This is a genomic window from Aeromonas sp. FDAARGOS 1415 (genome assembly GCF_019048365.1).
Taxonomy (GTDB): domain Bacteria; phylum Pseudomonadota; class Gammaproteobacteria; order Enterobacterales; family Aeromonadaceae; genus Aeromonas; species Aeromonas taiwanensis.
On record NZ_CP077363.1, the window covers coordinates 501,945 to 519,501 of the forward strand.

Genomic DNA, 17,557 nt, shown 5'->3' on the forward strand with positions numbered 1-17,557 from the left:
CCCCATGTCACCACTAGAAGCTGGTACCCAGGCCCCCGACTTCTCCCTCTCCGATCAGGATGGCAACCTGGTACGGCTTGCCGATCTGCGCGGCAAGAAGGTGCTCGTCTATTTCTATCCCAAGGCGATGACCCCGGGCTGCACCAGCCAGGCCTGCGGCCTGCGCGACGTCAACAGCGAGCTGGCGGCCCTCGGTGTAGTGGTGCTCGGCATCAGCCCGGACAGCGCCAAGCGCCTGAAGAAATTCGAGGAACGCGACAACCTCAACTTCCGCCTGCTGGCCGACGAGGATCACGCCGTGGCCGATGCCTTCGGCGTCTGGGGCCCGAAAAAATTCATGGGCAAGGAGTATGACGGCATCCACCGCCTGAGCTTCCTCATAGACCCGGAGGGCAAGATCAGCCATCGCTTCGACAAGTTCAAGACCAGTGATCACCACCAGGTGGTGCTCGAACTGGTTAAAAAACAGTCTGCGGGCGCCTGATTCCTGCCACTTCTGACAACAAAGAGGGCCTGCTGTTGCAGGCCCTCTTTGTTGTCACGCTTCGATGGCCTGAGGCCACTCTTATAGGAAGGTGGGCAAGCAGCTGCCTGCCCCGCCTGCGAGCCAAGGGCTGCGGCGAGATACTTATCAGGATTGCTTGCACCCTGTTGGGTGCCTTGGTGGTGGGTCATCTGGCATGAGCCGAATGACGCCTCCATTCTTGCCGACCCGGCACAAAATGCAAGCTGTGTCGGCGGTATTTAATTAACCAGAGCTTGCAGGCCAGCGCGGCCCCTCTTCCCCGTTTTTCTCGCCAACCTCCCCTGCCAGATCAAAAAATTCATCCTGGATATGGGTTAACGTGACCCCAGATTCATTTTCCAGTGAGACAGCCCATGAACATGAGCCACACCGAACGCCTGATCCTGAGCAATCAGTACGAGATCCTGGCCAAACTCAATCCGGAGAAGGCGGCGTTTTACCAGCGGGCCAGCACCATAGTCGAGCGCGGCTACTGCCTGCAGATCCTCGAGCTGGAGAAGAGCTTCGGCCACCTGGATCTCGCCACCTGCCGGGAGGTGCTGGACACCATGGAGATGCACCACGCGCTGGCTATCTCCTGGGGCAATCTCGACGCAGGCGCCCGGGCCGAGGTCAACGAGAGCCGCCTGGCCTTCAACGGCTACAGCCGCAGCCAGGAGCGGGAGCTGGCGGATTATGTCTGCTTCCTGCTGGAGGTGGACAAGCGCTTCCCCGAACTGCCCTGCCCCTGCGACGAGCTCTCCAGCGATATCGCCATGCGGGACAAATACCAGCGCATGCTGGCGGTCTGGCGTCAGTGCCCCCGCCAGTACAAACTCTCCATCCAGGAGATCGGCAAGATACTGGCCGCCTGATACGACAGGTATGAAAAAGGCGCCGCGAGGCGCCTTTGTCCGGTTGGCAGGCCCACGGGCCTCACTCGTAGAGGAAGGATTTGTCCAGCTGCTTGAAGGCGGCGTTGAGGGTGTCAGCCAGTTCCTCATAGCGGGGACGGGCCACCAGCTGGCGCTGGCCGCCCTGCTCGTTCATCTTGCCGTTGATCTCCCGGTACCAGTTGGCCAGCGAAGGCGGCAGCCGGGTGTCGGCGCGCTGACCCAGCCAGTAGTAGCCCTGCAGCGGCAGGCTGAGCAGGAAGAGTACGGAGGTCATGACGGAAGGCCAGTAGTGCTGTTCGCCGAACTGGAACTGCAGCATGACGCTGAGCACCGCCAGCGCCGGGATCACCTTGAGAGCGAACTCGGTAGCTCTGATCACCCGATTCTCCGGGAACATGGAATTAAGCTCGGGACGGCGCGGCCAAAGAGTCATATAATGACGGCCTTGCTGTAATTTAGTTCCAAAAATGTTCATGCTCATGCTACCTCCGAGCTCTTTTCGAACGCATTAACGGCAAAACCTCGACAATATTTGAGAGGCAATAACAAAGGTTGAGGATGACTTTGTTATTTTTCAACAATCAGGTTATCCTTTGTACGCCCATTTTTACGCTGGCGCACGCTCGCTGGCCAGTCAGGGACGTCTGAGTTTCGGGTCTTGTATCACTATACAAGGGGCAAGCAACAGATTGCCAACCCTCATAAGGATAAGTTGATTGTTTTTGGACGCACCGCGTCCGGCGCATCCTCCAACCCAACCCAATCTGCGATAGGATTTATTCATGAGTAAGCTGGTTCTTGTTCTTAACTGTGGCAGCTCGTCCCTGAAGTTTGCTGTCATTGACGCAACCACCGGTGATGACCTGCTGTCCGGCCTGGCCGAATGCTTCAACCTCGACGATGCCCGCATCAAGTGGAAGCTGAACGGCGAGAAAGGCAACGCCGATCTGGGGGCCGGTGCCGCTCACCAGGAAGCGCTGGACTTCATCGTTCACAAGATCCTGCCGCTCAACCCCGAACTGTCCAAGAACCTGATCGCCATCGGCCACCGCGTGGTACACGGCGGCGAGCGCTTCACCTCCTCCGTGCGCATCTGTGACGACGTGATCGCCGGCATCGAAGCCGCCATCCCCTACGCGCCGCTGCACAACCCGGCTCACCTGATCGGTATCCGTGCCGCCCTGAAGGTCTTCCCGGAACTGGCCGAGAAGAACGTCGCCGTGTTCGACACCGCCTTCCACCAGACCATGCCGGAAGAAGCCTTCCTGTACGCCCTGCCGTACAAGCTCTACAAAGAGAACGGCATCCGTCGCTACGGCGCCCACGGCACCAGCCACTACTACATCAGCCTGGAAGCCGCCAAGCAGCTGAACAAGCCGGTGGAAGAGCTCAACATCATCAACTGCCACCTGGGCAACGGCGGCTCCGTCTGCGCCATCAAGAACGGCCAGTCCGTCGACACCTCCATGGGCCTGACCCCGCTGGAAGGCCTGGTGATGGGTACCCGTTCCGGTGACATCGATCCGGCCATCATCTTCTTCCTGCACGACAAACTGGGCATGAGTGTTGCCGAGATCAACACCATGCTGACCAAGGAATCCGGCCTGCAGGGTCTGACCGAAGTCACCTCCGACTGCCGTTTCGTTGAAGACAACTACGACAGCAAGGAAGAAGCCAAGCGCGCCATGGACGTGTACTGCTACCGTCTGGCCAAGTACATCGGTGCCTACGCCGCCGCCATGGACGGTCGTCTGGATGCCGTGGTCTTCACCGGTGGCATCGGCGAGAACTCCGCCCCGATCCGTGAGATCACCCTGAACAAGCTGGGCCTGCTGGGCTTTGACGTCGACCACGACGCCAACCTGAAAGCGCGCTTCGGCAAGGGCGGCGAGATCACCAAGGCTGGTTCCACCAAGGCCCTGGTTATCCCGACCAACGAAGAGTGGGTCATCGCCCACGACGCGCTGGAACTGGTCGGCGCATAAATTAGCTGTAGAGCAAGGCCGCCCCAGGGCGGCCTTTTCCTGATCCCAAAAAATGAACAAGGGGTAATAAGTGGCACGCACTATTATGCTCATCCCGGTCGGCACTGGTGTCGGCGTAACTTCCGTGAGTCTTGGCGTCGTTCGCGCCATGGAACGTCACGGTGTCAATGTCAGCTTCTTCAAACCGGTCGCTCAGCCGCGTCCGGGTGAAACCGGTACCGAGCGCTCCACCGCTGTGATCCGCGCCGCTGCCAATATCAACCCGCCCGAGCCGTTCGCCCTCTCCTACGCCGAGAACATGATCACCTCCAGCAACACCGACATCCTGCTGGAAGAGATCGTGGCCCGCTTCGAAGAGCACGTGAAGAGCAGCGGTGCCGAAGTGGTGGTGATCGAGGGCCTGGTGCCGACCGACAAGCAACCCTTTGCCAACAAGCTGAACTACGACGTCGCCAAGGCGCTGGACGCCGACATGGTGTTCGTGACCCATCCGGGCAACGACTCCAGCCAGAAGCTCAAAGAGCGCATCGAGCTGGCCTGCTCCAACTTCGGTGGCGTCAGCAACCCGCGCATCGTGGGCTGCGTCATCAACAAGGTGGGTGCACCGGTTGACGAGCACGGCGTGACCCGTCCCGACCTGACCGAGATGTTCGAGGCGCACCACCACGGCGCCGACACCGGCCACAACCTGGAAGTGCTGCAGGTCTTCGGCAAGAGCCCGCTGCGCATCCTGGGCTGCATCCCCTGGAACACCCAGCTGATCGCCCCGCGCGCCAAGGATCTCGCCAAGCACCTGGCCGCCAAGATCATCAACAAGGGTGAGCTGGAGAGCCGCCGCCTTCAGACCGTGACCTTCTGCGCCCGCTCCATCCACAACATGATCGAGCACTTCCGTCCGGGTAGCCTGCTGGTGACCTCCGGCGACCGTTCAGACGTCATCGTCTCCGCTTGCCTGTCCGCCATGAACGGCGTCAAGCTGGGTGCCCTGCTGCTGACCGGCAACTATCACCCGGAACCCCAGGTGATGGCCCTGTGCCAACAGGCCATGGCCACCGGCCTGCCGATCATGATCACCGGCACCAACACCTGGCAGACCGCCGTCAGCCTGCAGAACTTCAACGTCGACATCCCGGAAGATGACCGCGAGCGTATCGAGCTGGTGCAGGACTATGTGGCTGGCCACATCGACAAGCACTGGATCGAGTCTCTCTCCGCCAAGTCCACCCGCTCCCGTCGCCTGAGCCCGCCGGCCTTCCGTTATCAGCTGACCGAGCTGGCCCGTCAGGCCAACAAGCGCGTCGTGCTGCCGGAAGGGGAAGAGCCGCGCACCATCAAGGCCGCCGCCATCTGTGCCGAGCGTGGCATCGCCCGTCCGGTGCTGCTGGGCAACCCGGACGAGATCCGCCGCGTCGCCGAACAGCAGGGCGTGATCCTGACCGACCGCGTCGAGATCATCGATCCGGTTGCCGTACGCGAGCGCTACGTGGCCCGTCTGGTCGAGCTGCGCAAGAACAAGGGCATGACCGAAGTGGTGGCCCGCGAGCAGCTGGAAGACAACGTGGTACTGGGTACCATGATGCTGGAGCGCAACGAAGTCGACGGTCTGGTCTCCGGCGCGGTGCACACCACCGCCAACACCATCCGTCCGCCGATGCAGATCATCAAGACCGCTCCTGGCTCTTCCCTGATCTCCTCCATCTTCTTCATGCTGCTGCCGGATCAGGTGCTGGTCTACGGTGACTGCGCGATCAACCCGGACCCCACTGCCGAGCAGCTGGCCGAGATCGCCATCCAGTCCGCCGACTCCGCTGCCGCCTTCGGCATCGAGCCGCGTGTGGCCATGATCTCCTACTCCACCGGCACCTCCGGCGCCGGCGCCGACGTGGAGAAAGTGCGTGAAGCGACCGAGCTGGCCAAGGCCAAGCGTCCCGATCTCATCATCGACGGTCCGCTGCAGTACGACGCGGCCATCATGGAGAACGTGGCCAAGTCCAAGGCACCAAACTCTCCGGTTGCCGGCAAGGCCACCGTGTTCGTGTTCCCGGATCTGAACACCGGCAACACCACCTACAAGGCGGTACAGCGCTCCGCGGAGCTGGTCTCCATCGGCCCCATGCTGCAAGGCATGCGCAAGCCGGTCAACGACCTCTCCCGCGGCGCCCTGGTGGACGACATCGTCTACACCATCGCCCTGACCGGTATCCAGGCAGCCCAGGCCGAGTAATCGCCCTGTCGTCTGACCCTGTGAAAAACCCGCCGAGAGGCGGGTTTTTTTATGGCTGCTCGCCAGGATGTTGATCGGCGAGATCAAAACCGGATCCCTGCCGGATCCGCTTGCCGATCCACGAGCCCCCCTCGGCAAGGCCCGGGGGATAAGCAAACGCTCACACCCGTGCCAGGGGATTGCACAAATGCGATCCAGCCAGGATCACATGGAAATATCCCTTTAAGATCATGACACTAAAGTCAGACACACCGCTAATCTACAGAGTTTTCCACAGCTTTTGTGGATAGTTTGTCGATCATTTGAAAGAAAATGACAGTCTCGGACAGCGCCTCTCCCTCCCTTCCACCATGAAAAAGGGCTCCGAAGAGCCCTTGATGAACAGAGGTGACAACCGAAGCGGATCAGGGACGCAGTGACTTGTCCGCCCGGGAGATGCCGCAGACGCCGGAGCGCACCACTTCGACGATCTCGTTGGTCTGGGCCGCGGTCTTGATGAAGGCGTCCAGCTTATCGCTGGTGCCCACCAGCTGCACCGTGTAGAGCTCGGGGGTCACGTCCACGATCTGGCCGCGGAAAATGTCCGCCAGCCGTTTCAGCTCGTCACGAGCCCCACCGGCGGCGCGCGCCTTGACCAGGGCGATCTCCCGTTCGATGTGCTCCCCTTCGCTCAGATCGCACACCTTGAGCACGTCCACCAGCTTGTGCAGTTGCTTCTGGATCTGCTCCAGCACCCGCTCGTCACCCATGGTGACTATGGTCATGCGCGACAGGGTGGGATCCTCGGTGGGGGCCACCGTCAGGGTCTCGATGTTGTAGCCGCGCTGGGAGAAGAGGCCCACCACACGGCTCAGGGCGCCGGATTCGTTCTCCAGCAGTACTGAAATGATGTGTCTCATCAGGTTCTCTCCGTCTTACTCAGCCACATCTCGTCATTGATGGAACCAAACTTGAGCTCCATGGGTACGACCGAAATAATGTGTCCCATTGTCAAGTCCTCTCTGTCTTGCTCAGCCACATCTCGTCCATGGCGCCAAATTTGATTTGCATCGGATAGACGTGCTCGTCCGGATCGACCGAGATGTCCATGAACACCAGCCTGTCCTTCATGGCGAAGGCCTTCTCCATGGCGCTCTCCAGCTCGGCCGGATCGCTCACCGCGATGCCGACGTGGCCATAGGCTTCCGCCAGCTTGACGAAGTCAGGCAGGGATTCCATGTAGGAGTGGCTGTGACGGCCGCCGTAGAACATCTTCTGCCACTGCTTGACCATGCCCAGCGCACGGTTGTTGATGGAGATGATCTTGATGGGCACCCCGTACTGCATGCAGGTGGAGAGCTCCTGGATGTTCATCTGCACCGAGCCGTCGCCGGTGACGCAGCAGACCACGGCTTCCGGGTTGGCGAACTGGGCCCCCATGGCGGCGGGAATGCCGAAGCCCATGGTGCCGAGACCACCGGAGTTGATCCACTGGCGCGGCTTGGCAAAAGGGTAGTAGAGGGCGGCAAACATCTGGTGCTGACCCACGTCGGAGGCGACGAAGGCCTCCCCCTTGGTCACCTTGTAGAGGGTCTCGATCACCTGCTGCGGCTTGATCAGGGTGGGAGAGGTCTCATAGGCCAGGCAGTTGCGGGAGCGCCACTGGTTGATCTGATCCCACCAGTCCGACAACACCTGCTTGTCGTTGTCGAAGCCGCATTCGCGGATCACTTCCAGCATCTGCTCCAGCACGGTTTCCACCGAGCCGACGATGGGCACATGGGCCTGCACCGTCTTGGAGATGGAGGTGGGGTCGATGTCGATGTGCACCACGGTGGCATTGGGGCAGAACTTGGCCACGTTGTTGGTGACGCGGTCATCGAAGCGGGCACCTACGGCGAAGATGAGATCCGCGTTGTGCATGGTCTTGTTCGCTTCGAAGGTGCCGTGCATGCCGAGCATGCCGATGAACTGCGGGTGAGTACCGGAGAAGGCCCCCAACCCCATCAGGGTGGTGGTCACCGGCAGGTTCAGCAGCTCCGCCAGCTTGGTCACCAGGTGATCCGCATTGGCGTTGATGGCACCGCCACCCACGTACATGACCGGGCGGCTCGCCTCGGTCAGCAGCTTGGCGGCCCGCTTGATCTGGCCCTTGTGTCCGGCCTTGGTCGGATTGTAGGAGCGCAGATAGACCGTCTCGGGGTACTCGTAGGGGAATTTCTCTTTCGGATTCTGCACGTCTTTGGGCAGATCCACCACCACGGGCCCCGGGCGGCCACTGGCGGCAATGTAGTAGGCCTTCTTGATGGCCTCGGGAATGTCGCTCGCCTTCTTGCACAGGAAGCTGTGCTTCACCACCGGGCGGGAGATGCCGATCATGTCGGTCTCCTGGAACGCATCCTCCCCGATCATGCTGGTCGGCACCTGGCCGGACAGGATCACCAGGGGAATGGAATCCATGTAGGCGGTGGCGATCCCGGTGATGCAGTTGGTGGCGCCGGGGCCCGAGGTCACCAGCACAGTGCCCACCTTGCCGGTGGAACGGGCGTAACCATCCGCCATATGCACCGCGGCCTGCTCGTGTCGCACCAGGACGTGCTCCATCTTGCCGTTTTCGAAGAGAGCGTCATAGATGTCGAGCACTGAGCCACCAGGGTAGCCGAAAACGTGCTCAACTCCCTGATCTTCCAGCGCTCTAACCACCATCTGGGCGCCTGATAACATCTCCATGATAAAGCCCTCCAGGCTTTGCTCCGTTAAGCGAAAGCTATCGACAGTCCGCTGCTTCCCGGCAGCGCCGATCCGAGTCTTGTTGTTGTCTGCAGGCAGATCAGGCGAGTTCGGAGCCGTCGATAGTAGAAAAGTAGGGGTTTTCCATCATTCACCCGAAAAGCGGGTGAAAAACCAACTTAACCCGCCCGTGAACGCTTGTCCACGGCTTTGTCTGGCCAGAACAGTCAGAAATTTCAAACAGCTATTAACATTCAGTGACTTGGTCACCTGACGTGCAACAAAGGGGGACCTGGGGGGAGGATGCCAGCAGATCATGCTACCAGGTAGCGGAAAGGACAAAATAAACAGCCCACCCCCAGGGGGTGGGCCGTCAAAAACGAGGCGGTTCTACTGCTCGTCTTCGGGCTCCGCCAGCCATATCTGCTGGTCCGGATCCGTCTCTTCGCAGACGGAGATGCTGACCCCCATGTCGATCAGCTCGTGGAGTGTCAGATTGTCCGCCAGGGTCATGGTGTCCCCTTTTTCATTGGTAAAGCGCATGATGTCCGTCCTCTCCGTGGTGGGATCGACTCAGTTTAGTCAAAGGCGCTGAGTTGGGATAACCAGGGGCGCTCCAGGGTGGTGCCACCCGCCAGCTCACTGAGGCGATCGCACACCTCCTCCGGGAAGAGGGTGCGCCCCCACAGGCGGCGGGAAAGGGAGCCAAGCTCCTCCTCTGCCCCCGCCAGCAGCCAGTCGGCCAGCTCTCCCGCCACATCGGGGTAGCGCACCCGTCCCGGCGCCGGCGTGTCCAGCCAGGCGCGGACCGCGTTGGCATCCAGGGTCTCCATCAGCTGGGCCAGCCCCATCAGCTCCAGCGTTCTGCCGTTGGTCAGTTGCTCGAACTGGCCGCCGAGGGGCTTGACCAGCAGCTTCTTGCCGAGCGACAAGGCCTCGGACGCCAGCTCGAACCCCGCATTGCTGATGACTCCCCGGCAACCGGCCAGCACCTGTTTGAACCCGTCCCTTGCCTGGGGCTCGAAGCGGATGTTGCGCCACTCGCTGCGCTTGCGCACCTCGGGGTGGAAGCAGACGAAGTGCTGCTGGCGGAAACGGGACAGCAGGGCCGCTATCGCCTCGGTCTGCTCGAACGGCAGATAGACCAGGATCTGCTGGTTATCGGGGGTGGGTGCCAGCGGATCTATGATGGGGGGCAGCAGAGGCTGACCGAAATGGAACCAATGCAGCCCGAGGGACTGGCGTACCGGGGCAAAATGGCGCATCAACTGGCGGTTGAAGCCGCTCTCCCCCCAGCGCGGGATGGGCCAGTCGAAGCTGGCCTGATGGCTGATGGTGAGGCTGGGCTTGCCCCAGCGACGGGCGGCATGAGCACTGAGCGGCTCGAAGTCGCTGATGACGAGATCGTAGTCCCGGCAGTCGAGGGCTCGCAGATCCTGCCAGAAACGCAGGGGCGAGAGCCCCTTGAGGGTGCGCCAGGTCGAGATGCGCCCCTGATGGCTGGCGAAGGTGATGCCGGGAAAGGTGCGATAGTCCCCGAACTCCCCCATCTCGAAATAGCCGTCGGCGGCGCGGCCGCTGAACAGGTAGTCCACCGCCATTCCCCTGCTCTTCAGGGCACGCGCCAGGGTCCGGCTGCGGCTGATGTGACCGTTGCCGGTCCCCTGCACTCCGAACAGTATTCTCATCCCTGGCTCCAGCCGAGCGCCCACAGGGCACAGCCACCGCCGAGCAGGGCACCGGCCACCAGATCGCTGAGGTAATGCACGCCGAGCAGCAGGCGGGACGCCCCCACCAGCGCCGCCCAGGCAAACAACAGGGGAGCCCAGGCGGGGAAGCCGGCGGCCAGCACGGTCGCCATCAGGAAGGCGGCGGCCGTGTGGCCGGAGGGCAGGCTGTAACGATCGGACGGGGTGATGAAGACCGGCAGGCCCGCCGGGCGCTGGCGTCTGAGGGCGTTCTTGAGCAGCAGATAGAGCGGCAGCTCGAGGGCAAAGGCCCACAAGGCCGCCTGCACCACGGCCCGCCCCGCCTCTCCCTGCCACCAGAGCAGGCCGGCCAGCACGGCATAGAGGGGGCCGTCACCGGTGCGGGAGACGAGCCGGCTGATCCTGGCCTGTGGCCGGTTGTAGGGGTGAAGCAGGCAGACACGACACACCCGCAGGTCCCATTGCTGGATCTTGTTCATCACGCCCCCTTCCCTTGAGTCTTGGCTACAGACTAGGGCGCGGTCGTGACACTTCGTTGACGCACAAATAACAGATTGATGAAAAAAGGGGCCCTAAGGCCCCTTTTCAGCAGGTTGTCGGCAACGCTCAGTTCAGGGAACCGCGCAGGCCGTTCTCCATCAGCTGGCAGTTGTGGGCCGCCAGCCGGCTCATGAAGCTCTCGTCCACCGTCAGGCCAAACACCTGCTCGTAGAGATCCTTCATCACGAACGGCTGCCACATCATGCTGAGGAAGGAGATCTTCAGCATCTCGGGATCCAGGTTGTCCGCCAGCTGGCCGTTGGATCGCATGGTGGCGAGCAGGGCATCGAACTGGGGAAGCTGGCGTTCCAGCAGACGATTCAGCACAAAATCTCGCCCAGGACTCTTCTCGGTAGATAACGCGCTGGAGATGGCGGAGGTCAGCTCGCTGTTGGGCGCCATCACCTGATAGTAGGTGTTGAGCAGATCGGTCAGGCTGCGGTTGCTGCTCTCGTCGTGCCAGGCCTGATCCAGCGGCTCGGCCACATCCCCCAGCACGGCCTTGTAGAGACCCTCCTTGCTGCCGAAGTAGTAGTGAATCATCGCCAGATTGGAGCCGGCCAGCTCGGCGATCTCCCGGGTCGTCACCTTGCTGTAGGGGGTGTTGAGAAAACGTTCGCGCGCCGCGGCAAGCAGCTTGTCACGGATGTCGGAACGTCCGACCGGACGGCCAGGTCTGCGTTTTTCCATGGAATACCTCAGATAATTCAGCAAGGGCTGACAAGTCGATCTGATTGTGAGGGTGATCGAGTACAGCAGGAATAACCAGATAATCAGGCATGAACCGAATATGGGACAAGAGAATTTGCACTCCTTTACAATTCGATTAAATAACCCAGTGAATTGAACCTGTCCGTTCAGGTTGACACAGCATAAAAATCTCGATATTGGTAGTAGCGTTATCGACTGGAAGGATTGAGTCATCATGCGTATTGCCGCCCCGCTACTACTTATCTCCCTAATCGCGACTCCTCGCGCGGGATCCTTGTAGCCGGGCTAAGGCATAGCCGGAATTTACAGAAACCCGTGCACCCCGCACGGGTTTTTTTATGCCACGCAGGATGCACGAAGCGAACTTAGGAAGAGGGAAGTCACATGTCAGATCGGGTCATCATATTCGATACCACCTTGCGTGATGGCGAGCAGGCGTTGTCGGCCAGCTTGACGGTCAAGGAGAAGCTGCAGATCGCCCAGGCGCTGGAACGGCTCGGGGTCGACATCATGGAAGTGGGTTTCCCCGTCTCCTCCCCCGGCGATTTTCAATCGGTGCAGACCATCGCCCGCCACATCAAGAACAGCCGGGTCTGCGCCCTCGCCCGCGCCCTGCAAAAAGACATCGATGCCGCCGGTGAGGCGCTGAAAGTCGCCGAGGCGTTTCGCATTCACACCTTCATCTCCACCTCCTCCATCCACGTCGAGAGCAAGCTCAAGAAGAGCTTCGAGGACGTGCTGGAGATGGGGGTCGGCGCCATCAGGCACGCCCTGCGCTACACCGACGACGTGGAGTTCTCCTGTGAAGATGCGGGCCGCACCCCGATAGACAATTTGTGCCGCATGGTGGAGGCCGCCATCAAGGCCGGCGCCCGCACCATCAACATTCCGGACACCGTCGGCTACACGGTGCCGACCGAATTCTCCGGCATCATCCAGACCCTGTTCAACCGGGTGCCCAACATCGACAAGGCCATCATCTCGGTGCACTGCCACGACGATCTGGGCCTCTCGGTGGCGAACTCCATCGGTGCCGTGCAGATGGGGGCCCGCCAGATCGAGTGCACCATCAATGGCATCGGCGAGCGGGCGGGCAACTGCTCCCTGGAAGAGGTGGCGATGATCCTGAAGACCCGCGCCGACCTGCTCGGGGTGCACACCAACATCCGCCACAACGAGATCCACCGCACCAGCACGCTCGTCAGTCAAATTTGCAACATGCCGGTGCAGCCGAACAAGGCCATCGTCGGGGCCAACGCCTTCTCCCATAGCTCCGGCATCCACCAAGATGGCGTGCTCAAGGCGAAGAACACCTACGAAATCATCACCCCCGAGAGCATCGGCCTCACCCAGAACAACCTCAACATGACCTCCCGCTCCGGCCGCCACGTGATCAAACACCGGATGGAGTCCATGGGCTACGCCGAGAGCAGCTATGACCTCGACGATCTCTACGGCAAGTTCCTCACCCTGGCGGACAAAAAGGGGCAGGTATTCGACTACGACCTGGAGGCCCTCGCCTTCTTCAGCCAGATCCACGAAGAGCCCGAGCACTTCAAGCTGGAGTACCTGGGCGTGCAGAGCGGCAGCTCGGTGCTCGCCACCGCCTCGGTGAAACTGAAGGCAGGCCAGGATCTGGTGTGCGAGGCGGCCACCGGCAACGGCCCGGTGGATGCGGTCTACCAGTGCATCAACCGCATCACCGGCTACGAGATCCGCATCGACAAGTACGAACTCAAGGGCAAGGGCGAGGGCAAAAACGCCCTCGGCCAGGTGGACATCGTCGCCGAATACAAGGGGCGCAAGTTCCACGGCATGGGGCTGGCCACCGACATCATCGAGTCGTCGGCCCAGGCCCTGGTCCACGTGATCAACAGCATCTGGCGTGCAGACCAGGTTGCCGAGCAGATGGAACGCAACAACACCATCAAGCCGGAAACCGTCTGAGCCCGTCGGACAAGATGACAGCACAACATCAAGGCGACAGCCGTCCGGGCAGCATCCGGGCCTCGCAGATGAAATGGAATAACACTATCAAGACGGAGAGAGTATGAGCAGTTATCGGATCGCAGTATTGCCGGGTGACGGCATTGGCCCGGAAGTGATGGCAGAAGCCATCAAGGTACTGGAAAAGGTGCAGACCAAATTCGGCTTCTCCCTCGACTATGACCGCCACGACGTGGGCGGCATTGCCATCGACAACCACGGCACCCCGCTGCCCCAGAGCACCATTGCCGGCTGTGAAGCGGCCGATGCGGTGCTGTTCGGCTCGGTGGGTGGCCCCAAGTGGGAGCATCTGCCACCGAACGATCAGCCGGAGCGCGGCGCACTGCTGCCCCTGCGTGCCCACTTCAAGCTGTTCTGCAACCTGCGTCCGGCCCGTATCTACACCGGTCTGGAGCAATTCTCGCCCCTGCGTGCCGACATCTCCGATCGCGGCTTCGACATCGCCTGCGTGCGCGAGCTGACCGGCGGCATCTACTTCGGCCAGCCCAAGGGACGCGAGGGTGAAGGCGCCACCGAGAAGGCGTTCGACACCGAGGTGTACCACCGCTTCGAGATCGAGCGCATCGCCAAGATTGCCTTCGAATCGGCCAGGGTGCGCAAGGCCAGGGTCACCTCCATCGACAAGGCCAACGTGCTCGCCTCCTCCATCCTGTGGCGCGAGGTGGTGACCGAGGTCGCCAAATCCTATCCGGACGTGGCACTGAACCACATGTACATCGACAACGCCACCATGCAGCTCATCAAGGATCCGTCCCAGTTCGACGTGCTGCTCTGCTCCAACCTGTTCGGCGACATTCTCTCCGACGAGTGCGCCATGATCACCGGCTCCATGGGCCTGCTCCCCTCCGCCAGCCTGAACGAATCCGGTTTCGGCCTGTTCGAGCCGGCCGGCGGCTCGGCCCCGGACATCGCCGGCAAGGGGATTGCGAACCCCATCGCCCAGATCCTCTCCGCCGCCCTGATGCTGCGCTACAGCCTCGGTCAGGAAGCCGCCGCCCAGGCCATCGAGCAGGCCGTGGCCCAGACCCTGGCCGAAGGCTACTTCACCGCCGATCTGCATCAGGCCAGCGCCAAGCACCCGGTACAAAGCACCGCCGACATGGGCAGCCAGATCGCCGCGCGCATCTGACGCCACCAAATAACAAGGAAGAGAGCAATGTCCAAGACCCTCTATCAGAAAGTGTTCGACGCCCACGTGGTGCGGGAAGTGGAAGGCGAAACGCCCCTCATCTACATCGACCGTCACCTGGTGCATGAAGTGACCAGCCCCCAGGCGTTCGACGGCCTGCGCGCCATGAACCGCCAGCTGCGTCGCCCGGATCTGACCTGGGCCACCATGGATCACAACGTCTCCACCACCACCAAGGACATCGCCGCCTCCGGCGAGATGGCCCGCATCCAGATGGAGACGCTGGCCGCCAACTGCAAGGAGTTCGGTGTTCGTCTCTACGATCTCAACCACAAATACCAGGGGATCGTCCACGTGATGGGACCGGAGCTAGGCATCACCCTGCCCGGCACCACCATCGTCTGCGGTGACTCCCACACAGCCACCCACGGCGCCTTCGGCTCGCTCGCGTTCGGCATCGGCACCTCGGAAGTGGAACACGTGATGGCGACCCAGACCCTGAAACAGGGCCGCGCCAAGACCATGCGCATTTCGGTCAACGGTAAACTGGCCGAAGGTATCAGCGCCAAGGATGTGGTACTCGCCATCATAGGCCGGGTCGGCCACGCCGGCGGCACCGGCTACGTGGTGGAGTTCGCCGGTGAGGCCATCGAAGGGCTCACCATGGAAGGGCGCATGACGGTGTGCAACATGGCCATCGAACTCGGCGCCAAGGCGGGCATGATCGCCCCCGACCAGACCACCATCGACTACATCCGCGGCAAGGAGTTCGCCCCCAAGGGCGAGGTCCTGGAGCAGGCCATCGCCTACTGGCAGAGCCTCAAGAGCGATGCCGATGCCAGATTTGATGCCGAAGTGGTGCTCGACGCCGCCGACATCGCCCCCCAGGTGACCTGGGGCACCAACCCGGGTCAGGTCATTGCCGTCAATGAGCCCATCCCGGCACCGGAATCCTTCGCCGATCCGGTGGAGCAACAGTCCGCCCGCAAGGCCCTCGCCTACATGGATCTGCAACCGGGCCAGAAGCTCTCCGACGTCGCCATCGACAAGGTGTTCATCGGCTCCTGCACCAACAGCCGCATCGAGGATCTGCGCGCCGCCGCCGCCATCGCACGCGGCCGCAAGGTCGCCGCCGGCGTGCAGGCTCTGGTGGTGCCGGGCTCCGAACAGGTGAAGGCCCAGGCCGAGGCCGAGGGGCTGGACAAGATCTTCATCGAAGCGGGCTTTGAGTGGCGCCTGCCCGGCTGCTCCATGTGCCTGGCCATGAACAACGACCGGCTGCAACCGGGGGAGCGCTGCGCCTCCACCAGCAACCGCAACTTCGAAGGGCGCCAGGGCCGTGCCGGCCGCACCCATCTGGTGAGCCCGGCCATGGCCGCCGCCGCCGCCGTCACCGGCCGCTTCGCCGACATTCGCGCACTGTAAGAGGGAAGAGAGATGACAGGATTCAAACAACATAAAGGGATCGTCGTTCCCCTCGACAGCGCCAACGTCGACACCGACGCCATCATTCCGAAGCAGTTCTTGCAGAAGGTGAACCGCACCGGCTTTGGCAAGCACCTGTTCCATGACTGGCGCTTCCTGGACGATGCAGGGGAGCAGCCCAACCCCGAGTTCGTGCTAAACCAGCCGCAGTTCGCCGGTGCCAGCATCCTGCTGGCCCGCGAGAACTTCGGCTGCGGCTCGAGCCGCGAGCACGCCCCCTGGGCGCTGGCGGATTACGGCTTCAAGACCATGATCGCCCCGAGCTTCGCCGACATCTTCTACGGCAACGCCATCAACAACGGTATGGTGCCGGTGCGCCTGAAGGAGGAGGAGGTCGATGCCCTGTTCCAGCTGGTTGCCGCCCAGCCGGGCATCGAGATCGAAGTGGATCTGGAGGCCAACCAGGTGCGGGCCGGTGAACTTTGCTTCGGTTTCGAGATCGACGAGTTCCGCCGCTACTGCCTGCTCAACGGGCTGGATGCCATCGGCCTGACCCTGCAGCACGAGGCCGCCATCAGCGCCTTCGAGGCAAAGCAGCCGAGCTGGATCTGACAAGCACAAGAGCCGCCCAGGGGCCTTCGAGACCAGGCTGCCGAGCCTGTTCTGGCAAGGCCCGGACGCGATAAAGCGAGTAGAATCCACAGGGAGCCCAGGCTCCCTGTTTTATTTCCCGCCCGCCACGGGCTCACCCACAGGAAAGGATGATGACAAGTACCCGCCCCCTCTTGCTGCTGATCCTGCTGCTCACCCTCCCGGCCAGCGCCGGGCAGACCTATTTCCACAGCAGCGGCGGCCAGCTTAACGTCGGCTGGCAGGACAGGGAGGGCGAGGTGCAGCAGCTCACCTACCGGCTGGAGGCGGGCAAACTGCCACCGCTCATCGCCTACCGGCCGGCCCGCATGCAGGAAGAGGTGCTGCAGCGCCTGCTGCAACAGGGGGTGGCCGAGTTCCCCGGCGTACAGTTCTCCCTCTCCCGCCCCGGGATGGAGCTCCAGCTCAAGAGCCGCCAGCCAGAGCAGGTCAACCAGGCCATGAGCTGGCTCACCCGGGAGCGCGGCAAGCTGGAATCCGAGTGGCTCACGCAGCACTACTTCCAGCCCTTCACCGCTCCCGACGGCGCCTCCGCCATCAAGCAGGATCACGTGCGCATCGCCCTGGAGAGCCGGACCGAACTGGCACCGCTCGCCGATCAGCTCAAGCGACAGGGCACCACAGAAACCGAGGCGCGCCAGAAGACGGTGGAGTACATCCTCGACTTCGTCCAGGCCATCCCCTATCGACTGCTAGACAGCCAGTCGGGACGCTCGGGCAAGGGTTTTCTCAGCCCCCGCCAGGTGCTGGAACAGAACGGGGGGGATTGCGACAGCAAGGTGACCCTGATGGCCGCCCTGCTGGCCCAGCTCTTCCCCGAGCTCAGGCAGACCATGGTATTCGTGCCTGGTCATGCCCTGCTGGGGGTGGCCCTGCCGGCCACACCGGGTGCGGCGACCCTGAGCCGGGATGGGGAAACCTATCTCCTGATGGAACCGACCGGCCCTGCCCAGCTCCCCCTGGGGCAGCTCGCGCCCGCCAGCCGGGTACTGGTCGACAGCGGCCAGCTTAGCGTGCAGCCGGTACTGGCCAACCAGTGAAGAACCGGGCAGGCGAGCAGAGCGGC

16 protein-coding genes are annotated in these 17,557 nt (G+C 62.2%); 9 read left to right on the forward strand and 7 right to left on the reverse strand.

Annotation, left to right across the window (positions count from 1 at the left end; translation table 11 throughout):
• Window positions 1-4: 4 nt before the first annotated feature.
• Window positions 5-484 (forward strand): thioredoxin-dependent thiol peroxidase, encoded by a 480-nt coding sequence (gene bcp, locus I6L45_RS02360; protein ID WP_216983350.1) that lies wholly within the window; start codon window positions 5-7, stop codon window positions 482-484.
• Window positions 485-879: 395 nt separating this feature from the next.
• Window positions 880-1,380, forward strand: a complete 501-nt coding sequence (locus tag I6L45_RS02365; RefSeq protein WP_043758173.1) for a YfbU family protein — start codon at window positions 880-882, stop codon at window positions 1,378-1,380.
• 61 nt (window positions 1,381-1,441) lie between these two features.
• Here I6L45_RS02365 and yfbV read toward each other — a convergent pair whose 3' ends face one another.
• Window positions 1,442-1,882, reverse strand: a complete 441-nt coding sequence (gene yfbV, locus I6L45_RS02370) for a terminus macrodomain insulation protein YfbV (RefSeq protein WP_216983351.1) — start codon at window positions 1,880-1,882, stop codon at window positions 1,442-1,444.
• A 301-nt stretch (window positions 1,883-2,183) separates the two neighbouring features.
• Between yfbV and I6L45_RS02375 the strand changes: the two genes are divergently transcribed.
• Both I6L45_RS02375 and pta read left to right on the forward strand, forming a co-directional pair.
• The gene (locus I6L45_RS02375; RefSeq protein WP_010673162.1) at window positions 2,184-3,386 is read left to right on the forward strand and encodes an acetate kinase; all 1,203 of its coding nucleotides are present in this window, start codon (window positions 2,184-2,186) and stop codon (window positions 3,384-3,386) included.
• Between the two features lie 70 nt (window positions 3,387-3,456).
• Entirely contained in the window at window positions 3,457-5,610 is a 2,154-nt protein-coding gene (gene pta / locus I6L45_RS02380; RefSeq protein WP_043758167.1) for a phosphate acetyltransferase, read from the forward strand.
• A gap of 404 nt (window positions 5,611-6,014) precedes the next feature.
• Here the strand turns inward: pta and ilvN are convergent, their stop codons facing one another.
• The 6 genes from ilvN to I6L45_RS02410 form a co-directional block, all read right to left on the reverse strand.
• A complete protein-coding gene (ilvN, locus tag I6L45_RS02385) occupies window positions 6,015-6,509 on the reverse strand; it encodes an acetolactate synthase small subunit (protein WP_043758165.1) in 495 nt (164 codons plus the stop codon).
• A 91-nt stretch (window positions 6,510-6,600) separates the two neighbouring features.
• Window positions 6,601-8,319 carry an acetolactate synthase 3 large subunit gene (locus tag I6L45_RS02390; protein WP_216983352.1) on the reverse strand — a complete coding sequence of 573 codons (1,719 nt, stop codon included), beginning with the start codon at window positions 8,317-8,319 and terminating at the stop codon, window positions 6,601-6,603.
• Window positions 8,320-8,709: 390 nt separating this feature from the next.
• Window positions 8,710-8,862: a hypothetical protein gene (locus I6L45_RS02395; RefSeq protein WP_081843615.1), complete on the reverse strand. Its 153-nt coding sequence runs from the start codon at window positions 8,860-8,862 to the stop codon at window positions 8,710-8,712.
• Window positions 8,863-8,897: 35 nt separating this feature from the next.
• Window positions 8,898-10,007, reverse strand: a complete 1,110-nt coding sequence (locus I6L45_RS02400; protein WP_216983353.1) for an MJ1255/VC2487 family glycosyltransferase — start codon at window positions 10,005-10,007, stop codon at window positions 8,898-8,900.
• A complete protein-coding gene (locus I6L45_RS02405; RefSeq protein WP_134696439.1) occupies window positions 10,004-10,507 on the reverse strand; it encodes a phosphatase PAP2 family protein in 504 nt (167 codons plus the stop codon). Before I6L45_RS02405 ends, I6L45_RS02400 begins: the two co-directional genes overlap by 4 nt.
• Window positions 10,508-10,634: 127 nt before the next feature.
• Complete coding sequence (locus tag I6L45_RS02410) at window positions 10,635-11,258, reverse strand: TetR/AcrR family transcriptional regulator (protein ID WP_043758157.1); 624 nt, start codon at window positions 11,256-11,258, stop codon at window positions 10,635-10,637.
• Window positions 11,259-11,663: 405 nt separating this feature from the next.
• On the opposite strand from I6L45_RS02410, the gene leuA reads away from it, so the two are divergent.
• The 5 genes from leuA to I6L45_RS02435 all read left to right on the forward strand — a co-directional run bounded on the left by leuA (window position 11,664) and on the right by I6L45_RS02435 (window position 17,531).
• Window positions 11,664-13,226, forward strand: a complete 1,563-nt coding sequence (leuA, locus tag I6L45_RS02415; protein WP_216983354.1) for a 2-isopropylmalate synthase — start codon at window positions 11,664-11,666, stop codon at window positions 13,224-13,226.
• A gap of 103 nt (window positions 13,227-13,329) precedes the next feature.
• Window positions 13,330-14,415 carry a 3-isopropylmalate dehydrogenase gene (leuB, locus tag I6L45_RS02420; RefSeq protein ID WP_216983355.1) on the forward strand — a complete coding sequence of 362 codons (1,086 nt, stop codon included), beginning with the start codon at window positions 13,330-13,332 and terminating at the stop codon, window positions 14,413-14,415.
• Between the two features lie 27 nt (window positions 14,416-14,442).
• Window positions 14,443-15,840 (forward strand): 3-isopropylmalate dehydratase large subunit, encoded by a 1,398-nt coding sequence (gene leuC, locus I6L45_RS02425; RefSeq protein ID WP_216983356.1) that lies wholly within the window; start codon window positions 14,443-14,445, stop codon window positions 15,838-15,840.
• 12 nt (window positions 15,841-15,852) lie between these two features.
• The gene (gene leuD / locus I6L45_RS02430; protein WP_216983357.1) at window positions 15,853-16,452 is read left to right on the forward strand and encodes a 3-isopropylmalate dehydratase small subunit; all 600 of its coding nucleotides are present in this window, start codon (window positions 15,853-15,855) and stop codon (window positions 16,450-16,452) included.
• Between the two features lie 152 nt (window positions 16,453-16,604).
• On the forward strand, window positions 16,605-17,531 hold the full coding sequence (locus I6L45_RS02435) for a transglutaminase-like domain-containing protein (RefSeq protein ID WP_216983358.1): 927 nt from the start codon (window positions 16,605-16,607) through the stop codon (window positions 17,529-17,531).
• Window positions 17,532-17,557 lie beyond the last annotated feature (26 nt).